At 72.2% G+C, this 13387-nt stretch carries 9 protein-coding genes; 6 read left to right on the forward strand and 3 right to left on the reverse strand.

The window, feature by feature from the left end; genetic code table 11:
* The first annotated feature begins 27 nt into the window (after positions 1-27).
* Complete coding sequence (locus AB0L89_RS00670) at positions 28-1569, forward strand: PLP-dependent aminotransferase family protein (RefSeq protein WP_365132050.1); 1542 nt, start codon at positions 28-30, stop codon at positions 1567-1569.
* A gap of 29 nt (positions 1570-1598) precedes the next feature.
* On the opposite strand, the gene AB0L89_RS00675 is transcribed toward AB0L89_RS00670, so the two are convergent.
* Positions 1599-2642: a LacI family DNA-binding transcriptional regulator gene (locus tag AB0L89_RS00675; RefSeq protein ID WP_365132053.1), complete on the reverse strand. Its 1044-nt coding sequence runs from the start codon at positions 2640-2642 to the stop codon at positions 1599-1601.
* A 136-nt stretch (positions 2643-2778) separates the two neighbouring features.
* Between AB0L89_RS00675 and AB0L89_RS00680 the strand changes: the two genes are divergently transcribed.
* Genes AB0L89_RS00680 through AB0L89_RS00690 form a run of 3 tightly spaced genes read left to right on the forward strand, consistent with a single transcriptional unit; the run spans position 2779 to position 5938 of the window.
* Positions 2779-3939, forward strand: coding sequence for a Gfo/Idh/MocA family oxidoreductase (locus AB0L89_RS00680; protein WP_365132056.1), 1161 nt, complete (start codon positions 2779-2781; stop codon positions 3937-3939).
* Positions 3936-5105 carry a dihydrodipicolinate synthase family protein gene (locus AB0L89_RS00685; protein ID WP_365132059.1) on the forward strand — a complete coding sequence of 390 codons (1170 nt, stop codon included), beginning with the start codon at positions 3936-3938 and terminating at the stop codon, positions 5103-5105. Before AB0L89_RS00680 ends, AB0L89_RS00685 begins: the two co-directional genes overlap by 4 nt.
* Positions 5102-5938: a sugar phosphate isomerase/epimerase family protein gene (locus AB0L89_RS00690; protein ID WP_365132061.1), complete on the forward strand. Its 837-nt coding sequence runs from the start codon at positions 5102-5104 to the stop codon at positions 5936-5938. The genes AB0L89_RS00685 and AB0L89_RS00690 overlap by 4 nt, the downstream gene beginning before the upstream one ends.
* Before the next feature lie 66 nt (positions 5939-6004).
* On the opposite strand, the gene AB0L89_RS00695 is transcribed toward AB0L89_RS00690, so the two are convergent.
* On the reverse strand, positions 6005-6553 hold the full coding sequence (locus tag AB0L89_RS00695) for a DUF937 domain-containing protein (RefSeq protein WP_365132064.1): 549 nt from the start codon (positions 6551-6553) through the stop codon (positions 6005-6007).
* A gap of 325 nt (positions 6554-6878) precedes the next feature.
* Between AB0L89_RS00695 and AB0L89_RS00700 the strand changes: the two genes are divergently transcribed.
* On the forward strand, positions 6879-9113 hold the full coding sequence (locus AB0L89_RS00700) for an ATP-dependent RecD-like DNA helicase (protein WP_365132067.1): 2235 nt from the start codon (positions 6879-6881) through the stop codon (positions 9111-9113).
* Between the two features lie 205 nt (positions 9114-9318).
* On the forward strand, positions 9319-10608 hold the full coding sequence (locus AB0L89_RS00705) for a citrate synthase (protein ID WP_055702552.1): 1290 nt from the start codon (positions 9319-9321) through the stop codon (positions 10606-10608).
* A 472-nt stretch (positions 10609-11080) separates the two neighbouring features.
* Here AB0L89_RS00705 and AB0L89_RS00710 read toward each other — a convergent pair whose 3' ends face one another.
* Positions 11081-13339 (reverse strand): heavy metal translocating P-type ATPase, encoded by a 2259-nt coding sequence (locus AB0L89_RS00710; protein WP_365132072.1) that lies wholly within the window; start codon positions 13337-13339, stop codon positions 11081-11083.
* Positions 13340-13387: the final 48 nt, after the last annotated feature.

Raw genomic sequence — 13387 nt, forward strand, 5'->3', positions numbered from 1 at the left:
CCTTGACCCTGTCGCCAGAATGGATCCATGAACAGGTCCAATGGATCTCCTCTCGATCGGTCCATATCGGTCGGCGGGGCAGGGGTGCCGAGTGGTGCCGGTGGGGCGTCGGGGGGCGGCGGTGCCTCCGACTTCCTCCAGCTCGATCCCCGTGACGCGCCCAGGGGCGGGCTCGCCGACTGGCTGGCGCGGCGGATCAGGCGCGCCATCGCGGACGGCCGCCTCGCCGTCGGCGACCGGCTCCCCGCCACCCGCACCCTCGCCGGTGAACTGCGCGTCTCCCGCGGTGTCGTCACCGAGGCCTACCGGCGGCTCACCGAGGACGGGCACGTCGCGGGGCGCGGCCGGGGCGGCACGGTCGTCGTGGCCGTCCCCCACGTCGGATCAACACCCGCGAGGCCGACTGTGGTTGACGGTTCGTCACGTCCCGGACCCGCCTTCTTCAGCTTCGCCTCGCCCACCGACCTGGGCACGTTCGACGCCGTCCGTGCCGCGCCCGCCCGCATCGACCTGTCGCCCGGCCTGCCCGACCTGGCCGCCTTCCCGCGCGCGGCCTGGCTGCGCGCCGAGCGGTCCGTGCTCGCCGGGCTCACCCCGTCGGACTTCGGGTACGGCGATCCGCGCGGCACCCCGGCGCTGCGCGGCGCCGTGGCCCGCTGGCTCTCCCGCAACCGCGGGATCCCGGCCGACCCGGACGACGTGCTGATCGTCAACGGCACGGCCCAGGCCCTGCGGCTGCTCGTCGACGTGCTGCGGGCGGAGGGGATCGCGGAGGTGGCCGTCGAGGACCCGGGTTCGCTCGGCGTGCGCCAGCATCTGCGGCCGCTCGGCACCCCGCCCGTCCCGGTCGACGCCCAGGGCGTCCGCGTCGACGCGCTGCGCGCCACGGGCGCGCCGGCCGTGCTGCTCACGCCCGCCCACCAGTTCCCCACCGGGGTCGTCCTCGGCGGCGAGCGGCGGCGCGAGCTGATGGACTGGGCCCGCGACGGCGGGCTCGTCATCGAGGACGACTACGACGCCGAACACCGTTACGACCGGCCCGCCGTCCCCGCCCTGCGCGCCCTGCTCCCCGGCCACGTCTGCTACGCGGGCAGCGTCTCCAAGCTCCTCGCGCCGGCCCTGCGCCTGGGCTGGCTGCTCGCCCCGCCCGCGTACCGGGACGCGCTGGTGGACGCCAAACGCCTCGTCGACCTCGGCAGTGCGGCGCTGCCCCAGCTGGTCCTGGCCCACCTGATGGAATCCGGCGACCTGGAGCGTCACCTCAGGCTCATCCGCAAGCACCACCGCAGGCGCAGGGACGCGATGATCGAGGCGATCCGCACGGCGCTGCCGGGCGCGGTGGTGCACGGCGCCGCGGCGGGCCTGCATCTGACCCTCACCCTCGACGAGAGGGCGTACGACGGCCCCGACACGGCCCTCGCCACGGCGGCCCTGACCCGCGGGGTCAAGGTCCACCCGCTGTCCTGGCACACCCAGCTCCCGCACGCCCCGGGCCTGGTCCTCGGCTACGCGGCGAGTACGCCGACGCTGATCGAGGAGGGGGTGGGGGTGATCGGGGCGCTGGTGTGAGCGGGCCGGGGGCCGTCCCGTGCGCAGCCCTACCGCGGCGCGCCCGTGGACCCCCGCACCATCAGCTCCCCGTGCACCGTCGCCACTCCGCCCGGCGGGGTGTTCTCCTTGCCCATCGCGATGCGGCCCGCCCGCGCACCCGCCTCGTGCAGGGGCAGGCGCACCGTCGTGAGCGCGGGGACCGCGTCGATGCTGAACGGCAGGTCGTCGAAGCCCGCCACCGACACGTCCTCGGGGATGCGCAGGCCCTGGTCCCGCAGTGCCGCGCAGGCGCCGAGCGCCACCGTGTCGTTCGCGGCCACCACGGCCGTCAGACCGGGGGCGCGGCGCAGGAGTTCGGCCGTGGCGTCGTAGCCGGAGCGGCGGTCGTAGGGGCCGTGGATCGTCAGCGCCGGGTCGTCCGCGACGCCGCGCGCGGCGAGCGCGTCCCGGTGGCCCTCCAGGCGGTGCCGGGTGGTCGTGCGCTCCTCGGGGCCCGCGACGTAGCCGATGCGCCGGTGGCCGAGGCTCAGCAGGTGCTCGGTGATCCGCCGGCCGCCGCCCCGGTTGTCGAAGGCGAGCGCCACCGCGTCGGTGTCCGGCGCGGGCGGCCGTCCGCACAGCACGACCCGTGAGCCCGCCTCCGCCAGGCGCCGCAGCTTCCCGGCGAGGGCGGCGGCGTGCTCGGGGTCCTCGACCGCGCCGCCGGTGAGGACCACCGCGGCGGCGCGCTGGCGCTGGAGCAGGGTGAGGTAGGTCAGCTCGCGCTCGGGCGAGCCGCCGGTGTTGCAGACCACGGCGAGCCGCTCGCCGCCCGCGCGCCCGCCGGGTCCGCCGATCGCGGACTGCACGGCGCCCGCCATGATCCCGAAGAAGGGGTCCGCGATGTCGTTGACGAGGATGCCGACCAGGTCGGAGGTGGCCGCCGCGAGCGCGCTCGCGGGGCCGTTCAGGACGTATTCGAGGTCGTCCACGGCGCGCAGGACGCGCTCGCGCGTGGCCGCCGCCACGGGGTAGTTGCCGTTCAGCACGCGGGAGACGGTGGCGGGGGAGACCTGCGCGCGGGCCGCCACGTCCGCCAGGGTCACGGTCATCTCGTCGTCCTCCGGTCGCCCGTGTTCTCGGCCCCCGGTCACCGCTCTCGACCGAAGCCCTTGTCCGAACCTTGTGCGGCAGGCTAGCTTGCCTAGAGATAGAAAGCGCTTGCTACGCCCCTACGGAGGGACTTTCGTGACACGCAAGACGGTGCGCATCGCCATGAACGGCGTCACGGGACGCATGGGCCACCGCCAGCACCTGGTCCGCTCGATCCTCGCCCTCCGCGAGCAGGGCGGCCTCGACCTCGGCGACGGCACCGTGCTGTGGCCCGAGCCCGTCCTGGTGGGCCGCAGGGAGCACGCGCTGCGCGCGCTCGCCGCGGAACACGGCCTGGAGCACGTCTCGACCGACCTCGACGCCGTCCTCGCCGACCCGGCCGTCGACATCTACTTCGACGCGCAGGTCACCTCCGCCCGCGAGGACGCCCTGAAGAAGGCCATCGCCGCCGGCAAGCACATCTACACCGAGAAGCCGAGCGCGACCGGCTTCGCGGGCGCCCTGGAGCTGGCCCGTCTCGCGCGCGCCGCCGGCATCAAGCACGGCGTCGTCCAGGACAAGCTCTTTCTGCCGGGCCTGCGCAAGCTGAAGCGGCTCGTCGACGGCGGCTTCTTCGGCCGGATCCTGTCCGTCCGCGGCGAGTTCGGCTACTGGGTCTTCGAGGGCGACTGGCAGGAGGCCCAGCGCCCCTCCTGGAACTACCGCGCCGAGGACGGCGGCGGCATCGTCGTCGACATGTTCCCGCACTGGGAGTACGTCCTGCACGAGCTGTTCGGCCGCGTGCGCAGCGTCCAGGCGCTCGCCGCCACCCATGTCCCGCAGCGCTGGGACGAGCGGGGCAAGCCCTACGACGCCACCGCCGACGACGCCGCCTACGGCATCTTCGAGCTGGACGGCGGCGTGATCGCGCAGATCAACTCCTCCTGGACCGTGCGCGTCAACCGCGACGAACTGGTGGAGTTCCAGGTCGACGGCACGGAGGGCTCGGCCGTCGCGGGCCTGCGCAACTGCCGCGTACAGCACCGGAGCACGACCCCCAAGCCCGTGTGGAACCCGGACCTGCCCGCCACCCACTCCTTCCGCGACCAGTGGCAGGAAGTGCCCGACAACCAGGGCCCCGAGGGCTTCGACAACGGCTTCAAGGCGCAGTGGGAGCTCTTCCTCAAGCACGTGTACGCCGACGCGCCCTACCGCTGGGACCTCCTGGCGGGCGCGCGCGGTGTACAGCTCGCCGAACTGGGCCTGAAGTCCTCGGCCGAGGGCCGCCGCGTCGCCGTACCGGAGATCGAGCTGTGAGCACCCCCGTCACCGTCCTGCTGCCGGCCGAAGGGGGCGGCACGCGCGCGTACACCCCCCGCGCCGAGCCGCTGCCCACCGCGCCCGGCGGGCCGCCCCCGGCCTCCCGCACCGTCTACTCCGCCGCCCACGTGGTCGCCGACCCCCGCGCCGACACCGGCCCGGCCTCCCCGGCCGCCGTCGACTGGGACGCCACCCTCGCCTTCCGCCGCCACCTGTGGTCGCACGGGCTTGGCGTCGCCGAGGCCATGGACACCGCCCAGCGCGGCATGGGCCTGGACTGGGCGGGCGCCGCCGAGCTGATCCGGCGCTCGGCCGCCGAGGCGCACGCGGTCGGCGGCCGTATCGCGTGTGGTGTCGGGACCGACCAGCTCGCCGGGCCCGCCACGTTGGCACAGGTCAGGGACGCGTACGAGGAACAGCTCGGCCTCGTCGAGGCGGTCGGCGCCCGCGCGATCCTGATGGCCTCACGGGCCCTCGCCGCCGCGGCCACCTCGCCGGACGACTACCTGGACACCTACGGCCACCTCCTGCGCCAGGCGGGCGAGCCGGTGATCCTGCACTGGCTCGGCCCGATGTTCGACCCCGCCCTGGAGGGCTACTGGGGCTCGGCCGACCTGGACGCGGCGACGGAGACCTTCCTGCGGGTGATCGCCGCCCACCCCGACAAGGTCGACGGCATCAAGGTCTCGCTCCTGGACGCGGACCGCGAGATCGCCCTGCGCCGCCGCCTCCCCGACGGCGTCCGCTGCTACACCGGCGACGACTTCCACTACCCCGAGCTGATCGCCGGCGACGACCACGGCTTCAGCCACGCCCTGCTCGGCATCTTCGACCCGCTGGGGCCGCTCGCCGCACAGGCCGTCCGCCTCCTCGACACCGGCGACGCGAAGGCCTTCCGCGAACTCCTCGACCCCACCGTCGCGCTGTCCCGCCACCTCTTCCAGGCGCCCACCCGCTACTACAAGACCGGCGTCGTCCTGCTCGCCTGGCTGGCCGGGCACCAGGGGCACTTCACGATGGTGGGCGGCCTCCAGTCGGCCCGCTCGCTGCCGCACCTGGCCCGCGCCTACGAACTCGCCGACGGACTCGGCCTGTTCCCCGACCCGAACCTCGCGGCGTCCCGCATGCGCGCGCTGCTCACCGTCCACGGAGTCCCGCAATGAGCACCCCGGTGCCGGTGTCCCGGCTGAGCCTCAACCAGCAGACCGTCCAGCAGTGGTCGCTCCCCGAACTCGCCGAGGGCTGCGTCAAGGAGGGCGTCGGCGCGGTCGGCCTGTGGCGCGCCCCCGTCCAGGAGTACGGGCTCGAACGCACCGCCCGCCTCATGCGCGACGCGGGCCTCGCCGTCACCAGTCTGTGCCGGGGCGGCTTCCTCACGGACGGGGAACCGGCGGCGCGCGCGCGTGCCCTCGACGACAACCGCGCGGCGGTCGACGAGGCGGCGGCGCTCGGCACGGACACCCTGGTGCTCGTCTCGGGCGGGCTCCCGGCCGGGAGCAAGGACCTCGCGGGCGCGCGCGAGCGCGTGGCGGACGCCCTCGCCGTCCTCGGGCCCTACGCCGAGGAGCGGGGCGTGCGCCTGGCCGTCGAGCCGCTGCACCCCATGTTCGCCGCGGACCGCTGTGTGGTCTCCACCCTGGCGCAGGCGCTCGACCTGGCCGAACGCTTCCCCGCGCACCAGGTGGGCGTCGTCGTGGACACGTACCACCTGTGGTGGGACGACCGGGCCGCCGAGCAGATCGCGCGGGCCGGGGCCGGCGGGCGCGTCCACGCCTTCCAGCTGGCGGACTGGATCACGCCGCTGCCCGCGGGCGTCCTGCTCGGCCGCGGGCAACTGGGCGACGGCAGCGTCGACTTCAAGACCTTCCGCCGGTGGGTCGAAGCGGCCGGGTACACCGGGCCGATCGAGGTCGAGATCTTCAACGAGGCGCTGTGGGCGCGCGACGGGGGAGAGGTGCTCAGGGAGACGGTGGAGCGGTTCGCCGCGTACGCGTGAGGGGGCCGCGCACGGCTTCGGGGGTGCGGCGCGCCTTCGTGGTGCGGGGTGCCTTCGTGGCGCGGGCTACTTCTTGCCGCCCAGGATCTGGCCGAGCAGATCGCCGAGACCGCCGCCGGAGGAGGGGGCCGCGCCCGGTGCCGCGCCCGGGGCCTTCGCCTTCGCCGCGCGCTTGGTCAGGACCGCGAGCACCACGGGGATCAGCATCTCGATGACGCGGGTGACCGTCGGCGCGGGAATGCCGGTCTTCTTGGAGACCGCGTTGGCCACCGGCTTGCTCATTTTGGCGAGTACGCCGGACATCATCCCGCCGGCCGCCAGGCCGCCCAACCCGCCGAAGGCGGCCACCCCTTGGAGGGGTGCGTCGCCCGGCGCGGGCGCCTCGGCGGCCTCGGTGACCGCCTGGCGCACCTCTTCCGCCTCCGCCGGGTCCGGGGCCGCCGCCTTGTCCTGGAGGCCCCCGGAGAGCGCGGACACCGTGGTGCCCACCACGTCCTGGGCGCCGGCCGCGTCCGTGCCGAGCAGCCCGGCGATCTCCTGGAGCCTGTCGTCGCCGAGCTCGTCCAGCACGTCCCGCTCGAAGGAGCCGTCACCATCCGACTGAGAATCGCTCATGCGACAAACGCTACGTCTGCCCCGCTTTGTCAGCACCTGGAAGCGCACCTGGAGGCACGCCTGGAAGCACACCGGGAAGCGGTCCCCGAACCGCTGGTGAGCCGCCCGGAAAAATTCCTCGCGACGCGGTGCAACCCTTCGGGCACGACGCGTGTCGTACTGGGAGTCAGGACTTCTTGAGGGGGGATCTGGGGGGATTCCGGGGGGAATCACGGGGTTTCTGGCATGGGGAGGGAAGCGAAGGGGCCCGGTCCGTAGACCGGGCCCCTTCGAAGTTGTCCACAGGGCTTCCCGCGCTGTCGGTGCCGGACGGTAGCGTCGGATCATGTCGAGTTCAGCTGCCACGGCGGCGGTGCTGGAGGGGGTCCTCGAGCGCATCACGTACGCCAACGAGGAGACCGGGTACACGGTCGCGCGCGTCGACACCGGTCGCGGCGGCGGTGACCTGCTGACCGTCGTCGGCGCGCTGCTCGGCGCCCAGGTCGGGGAATCGCTGCGGATGCAGGGCCGCTGGGGCTCCCATCCCCAGTACGGCAAGCAGTTCACGGTCGAGAACTACACGACGGTGCTGCCCGCCACCATCCAGGGCATCCGCCGCTATCTCGGCTCCGGCCTGATCAAGGGCATCGGCCCGGTGATGGCCGACCGGATCACCACCCACTTCGGCGTCGACACCCTCGACGTCATCGAGACCGAGCCCAAGCGGCTCGTGGAGGTCCCCGGCCTCGGCCCCAAGCGCACCAAGATGATCGCCGCCGCCTGGGAGGAGCAGAAGGCCATCAAGGAAGTGATGGTCTTCCTCCAGGGCGTCGGCGTCTCCACCTCCATCGCCGTGCGCATCTACAAGAAGTACGCCGACGCCTCGATCTCCGTCGTGAAGAACGAGCCGTACCGCCTCGCCGCCGACGTCTGGGGCATCGGCTTCCTCACCGCCGACCGCATCGCCCAGTCCGTCGGCATTCCGCACGACAGCCCGGAGCGCGTCAAGGCCGGTCTCCAGTACGCCCTTTCGCAATCCACCGACCAGGGCAACTGCTACCTCCCGCAGGAGCGCCTGATCGCGGACGCGGTCAAGCTCCTCCAGGTCGACACGGGCCTCGTCATCGACTGCCTCGCCGAGCTGGCGCAGGACGAGGAGGGCGTCGTCCGCGAGACGCTGCCCGACCCGGACGGCGGCGACGACATCACGGCCGTCTACCTGGTCCCCTTCCACCGCGCCGAACTCTCCCTCGCCGCCCAGCTCTCGCGCCTCCTGAAGACCGACGACGACCGCATGCCCGCCTTCCGTGACGTCGCCTGGGACAAGGCCCTGGCCTGGCTCTCGGACCGCACGGGCGCCCAGCTCGCCCCCGAGCAGGAGGCGGCGGTCAGGCTCGCGCTGACCCGCAAGGTCGCCGTCCTGACCGGCGGGCCCGGCTGCGGCAAGTCCTTCACGGTCCGCTCCGTGGTCGAGCTGGCCCGCGCCAAGAAGGCCAAGGTCGTCCTCGCCGCCCCCACCGGACGCGCCGCCAAGCGCCTGGCCGAGCTCACCGGCGCGGAGGCCTCCACGGTGCACCGCCTGCTCGAACTGAAGCCGGGGGGCGACGCGGCGTACGACAAGGACCGTCCGCTGGACGCCGATCTGGTCGTCGTCGACGAGGCATCGATGCTCGACCTCCTCCTCGCCAACAAGCTGGTGAAGGCCGTCCCGCCGGGCGCCCATCTGCTCTTCGTCGGGGACGTGGACCAGCTGCCCAGCGTCGGCGCGGGCGAGGTCCTGCGGGACATGCTCAGTGAGGACAGCCCGATCCCCGCCGTCCGCCTCACCCGCATCTTCCGGCAGGCCCAGGAGTCGGGCGTCGTCACCAACGCCCACCGCATCAACTCCGGCGTACCGCCGCTCACTCAGGGCATGAAGGACTTCTTCCTCTTCGTCGAGGACGAGACGGAGGACGCGGGCCGTCTGACGGTGGACGTGGCCGCGCACCGCATCCCGCGGAAGTTCGGCCTCGACCCCCGGCGCGACGTCCAGGTCCTCGCCCCCATGCACCGCGGCCCGGCCGGCGCCGGCACGCTCAACGGCCTCCTCCAGCAGGCCATCACCCCCGCCCGCCCCGACCTGCCGGAGAAGCGGTTCGGCGGCCGGGTGTTCCGCGTCGGCGACAAGGTCACCCAGATCCGCAACAACTACGAAAAGGGACAGAACGGCGTCTTCAACGGCACGGTGGGCGTCGTCACCGCCCTCGACATCGACGAGCAGCGCCTGACGGTCCGCACGGACGAGGACGAGGAAGTCCCCTACGACTTCGACGAACTGGACGAGCTGGCACACGCGTACGCGGTGACGATCCACCGCTCCCAGGGAAGTGAATATCCGGCAGTGGTGATTCCGGTCACCACGGGAGCGTGGATGATGCTCCAGCGGAATCTGCTCTACACCGCCGTGACGCGCGCCAAGAAGCTGGTCGTCCTGGTCGGTTCGCGCAAGGCTCTAGGTCAGGCGGTACGGACGGTGTCCGCGGGCAGACGCTGTACGGCCCTGGACTTCAGGCTTTCGGGGCGTCGCGGAGCAGGCCCGTGACGTTTTGATCGATCAAACGAGTCGGAAAGGTCACAGAGCACTTTCGGAACCGGGGCGAAGGGGGCAGGATGAGCAGGTTGGCGGCACTGAGTGCCGCCAATAGGCCCAATGGTCGACCCCGAGTGCACTCTCCAGGGCCAAATGGGGGATGGTAGAGACAGTCAGGGCACCTCGAAGAAGAGGCACAACGTCGGTGAGGGATGACGTGAGCGACAACTCTGTAGTACTGCGGTACGGCGATGGCGAGTACACCTACCCGGTGATCGATTCGACCGTCGGCGACAAGGGCTTCGACATCGGGAAGCTCCGCGCCCAGACCGGTCTGGTGACCCTGGACAGCGGCTATGGCAACACCGCCGCCTATAAATCCGCCATCACCTATCTCGACGGCGAGCAGGGCATCCTCCGGTACCGCGGCTACCCGATCGAGCAGCTGGCCGAGCGCTCCACCTTCACCGAGGTGGCGTACCTGCTGATCAACGGCGAGCTGCCGAAGGTCGACGAGCTGGCCACCTTCAAGAACGAGATCACGCAGCACACCCTGCTGCACGAGGACGTCAAGCGGTTCTACGACGGCTTCCCGCGTGACGCCCACCCGATGGCCATGCTGTCGTCCGTGGTCAGCGCGCTGTCGACGTTCTACCAGGACAGCCACAACCCGTTCGACGAGAAGCAGCGTCACCTCTCGACGATCCGCCTTCTCGCCAAGCTTCCGACGATCGCCGCCTACGCCTACAAGAAGTCGCAGGGCCACCCGGTCGTCTACCCGCGCAACGACCTCGGCTACGTCGAGAACTTCCTGCGCATGACCTTCTCGGTGCCCGCCGCCGAGTACGAGCTGGACCCGGTCGTCGTCGCCGCGCTCGACAAGCTCCTGATCCTGCACGCGGACCACGAGCAGAACTGTTCGACCTCCACCGTGCGTCTGGTCGGCTCCTCGCAGGCGAACATGTTCGCCTCGATCTCGGCCGGCATCTCGGCCCTGTGGGGCCCGCTGCACGGTGGCGCCAACCAGTCGGTCCTGGAGATGCTCGAGGGCATCCAGGCCTCCGGCGGCGACGTCGACACCTTCATCCGCAAGGTGAAGAACAAGGAAGACGGCGTGAAGCTCATGGGCTTCGGGCACCGCGTCTACAAGAACTTCGACCCGCGGGCGAAGATCATCAAGGCGGCGGCGCACGACGTCCTCTCGGCGCTCGGCAAGTCCGACGAGCTGCTCGACATCGCGCTGAAGCTGGAAGAGCACGCGCTGGCCGACGACTACTTCGTCGAGCGCAAGCTCTACCCGAACGTGGACTTCTACACGGGCCTCATCTACCGCGCCATGGGCTTCCCGACCGAGATGTTCACGGTCCTGTTCGCCCTCGGCCGGCTGCCGGGCTGGATCGCCCAGTGGCACGAGATGATCAAGGAGCCGGGTTCCCGCATCGGTCGCCCGCGCCAGATCTACACCGGTGAGGTTCTCCGGGACTTCGTCCCGGTCGAGGGCCGCTGAGCCCTCTGGGCGGCTGCGGGTCGGCTCCGGCCGGTCGCGTGGCTCCCCGCGCCCCTCACGGGGCGCTCCTTACGTAGCGGAAAGCGCCCCGCCATCGATCCCCCCACGGGTCGACGGTCGGGGCGCTTCCCTTTTTCCCGGTGCGGATTCCCCCCACGGGATCCGGCCGGGCGTCTGTGGTTGCCCTGCGGTCTGCCGGGACGCGTACGTACGGGAGGGCCGCTCAAAGCTCCCCGGTGCACGTGCCCCGGCAACGCAATTCCAGGAACATCCCCCAAGATGTCCCCTATGCCGGAAGGCGTCCCCCAAGACATCTTCCTGCATCGCACCATTAGACTCGCGACCCCCCTCAATGGTTACGTTCCCGTCACTGTGATCTGCGTCTCTTGCATATGTCCTGTACATGCGCAAGAGCCCCGATATGGGGATCGGGGCACTGGTGTGAAGGTGTCGAAACGGACATGTGAAGGGGTTATGTGAACGTCCTCAGACGCAGACTGTTCGTCACCACGAACACCGAAGAGAACGCCATGGCGGCTCCCGCGATCATCGGATTCAGGAGTCCGGCCGCCGCGAGAGGCAGCGCGGCGACGTTGTAGCCGAAGGCCCAGAAGAGGTTGCCCTTGATCGTGGCGAGGGTCTTCCGGGAGAGCCTGATGGCGTCCGCCGCGACCCGCAGGTCCCCGCGCGCCAGCGTCAGGTCGCTCGCCTCGATCGCGGCGTCCGTGCCGGTGCCCATCGCCAGGCCCAGATCGGCGGCGGCCAGCGCGGCGGCGTCGTTCACGCCGTCGCCGACCATCGCCACGACCCGCCCCTCGCCCTGCAGCCGCCGTACGACGTCGACCTTGTCCTGCGGCAGGACCTCCGCGTACACGGCGTCGGGGGCGATGCCCACCGCGTCCGCGACCGCGGCGGCGACGGCCTTGTTGTCACCGGTCAGCAGCACCGGGGTGAGGCCCAGCGCGCGCAGCTCGCGCACCGCCTCCGCACTGGTCTCCTTGGGGGTGTCCGCGACCGTCAGGACACCGCGCGCGACGCCGTCCCAGGCGACCAGGACGGCCGTGCGCCCGGCCGCCTCCGCGTCGTCGCGCAACTTGGCCACCTGGTCCAGGCCGGTGACGCCCGCGTCCGCCAGGAGCCGCTCGCGGCCCGCGAGGACGGCGTGCCCGTCCACCGTGCCGCGCACCCCGGACCCGGCGACGTTCTCGAACCCCGTGGGCGCCGGGAGTTCTTCCGTGCCGATGCCCAGGCGGTCGGCGGCGCCCGCCGCGACGGCCCGCGCGATCGGGTGCTCGGAGGCGTGCTCCAGGGCGCCCGCGAGGCGCAGCAGCTGCTTCTCGCCGGTGTCCCCGGCGACGTACACCTCCTTCAGGTCCATGCGGCCCGTCGTCACCGTCCCCGTCTTGTCCAGGACGACGGTGTCGACCTTGCGGGTGGACTCCAGGACCTCGGGGCCCTTGATCAGGATGCCGAGCTGGGCGCCGCGGCCGGTGCCGACCATGAGGGCGGTCGGGGTTGCCAGGCCGAGCGCGCAGGGGCAGGCGATGATCAGTACGGCGACGGCGGCGGTGAACGCGGCGGTCACGTCGCCCGTGGCGCCCAGCCAGCCGCCGAGCGTGCCGGCCGCGATGAGCAGGACCACCGGCACGAACACCCCGGCGATCCGGTCGGCGAGGCGCTGCACCTGGGCCTTGCCGGTCTGCGCGTCCTCGACGAGCCGCGCCATCCGGGCCAGCTGGGTGTCGGCGCCGACGCGGGTCGCCGCCACCACGAGGCGGCCCGAGGTGTTCACGGTCGCGCCGGTCACGGCGTCGCCCGCGCCCACGTCGACCGGGACGGACTCGCCGGTCAGCATCGAGGCGTCGACCGCGGAGGCGCCCTCGACGACGGTGCCGTCGGTCGCGACGGTCTCTCCCGGGCGTACGACGAAACGGTCGCCGACGGCCAGGCGCCCGACGGGCACCCGCTGCTCCACCCCGTCGCGCAGCACGGTGACGTCCTTCGCGCCGAGTTCCAGGAGGGCGCGCAGGGCCGCGCCGGCCCGTCGCTTGGAGCGGGCCTCCAGCCAGCGGCCGAGCAGGATGAAGGTGATGACGCCCGCGGCCACTTCGAGGTAGATCGTCGAGGCGCCGTCGCCCGGCGAGACGGTGAGGTCGAAGCCGTGCCGCATGCCCGGCATCCCGGCGTCCCCGAAGAACAGCGCCCACAGCGACCAGCCGAAGGCGGCGAGCGTGCCGACGGAGACGAGGGTGTCCATGGTCGCGGCGCCGTGCCGGAGGTTGGTGAGGGCCGCCCGGTGGAAGGGGAGGCCGCCCCAGACGACGACCGGCGCGGCCAGCGTCAGCGACAGCCACTGCCAGTTGTCGAACTGCAGGGCGGGGGCCATCGCGAGCAGCACGACGGGCAGCGCGAGGGCGGCGGAGACGATCAGGCGCTGCCGCAGGGTGTCGGGTTCGGTGATGTCGGCGGTGGTCGGGGCCGGTGCGTCCCCGTCCGCGGGCTCCGGGGCGGGCGGGACGATCTCCTCGGCCGAGTACCCGAGCTTCTCGATCAGGGCGATCAGCTGGGGGACCTCGACCCCGTCGGTGTACGCGACCTTCGCCTTCTCCGTGGCGAGGTTGACCGTGGCGGTCACCCCCTCCATGCGGTTCAGCTTCTTCTCGATGCGGGACGAGCAGGAGGCGCAGGTCATCCCGCCGACGGCGAGTTCGACTTCGGAGACTTCGGTCATGGCTCTTTCGTACGGCTTCCGGGGTGATGAGACGGCTGCGGGCCCCAT

The sequence above is a fragment of the Streptomyces sp. NPDC052114 genome (genome assembly GCF_040680155.1).
GTDB lineage: Bacteria > Actinomycetota > Actinomycetes > Streptomycetales > Streptomycetaceae > Streptomyces.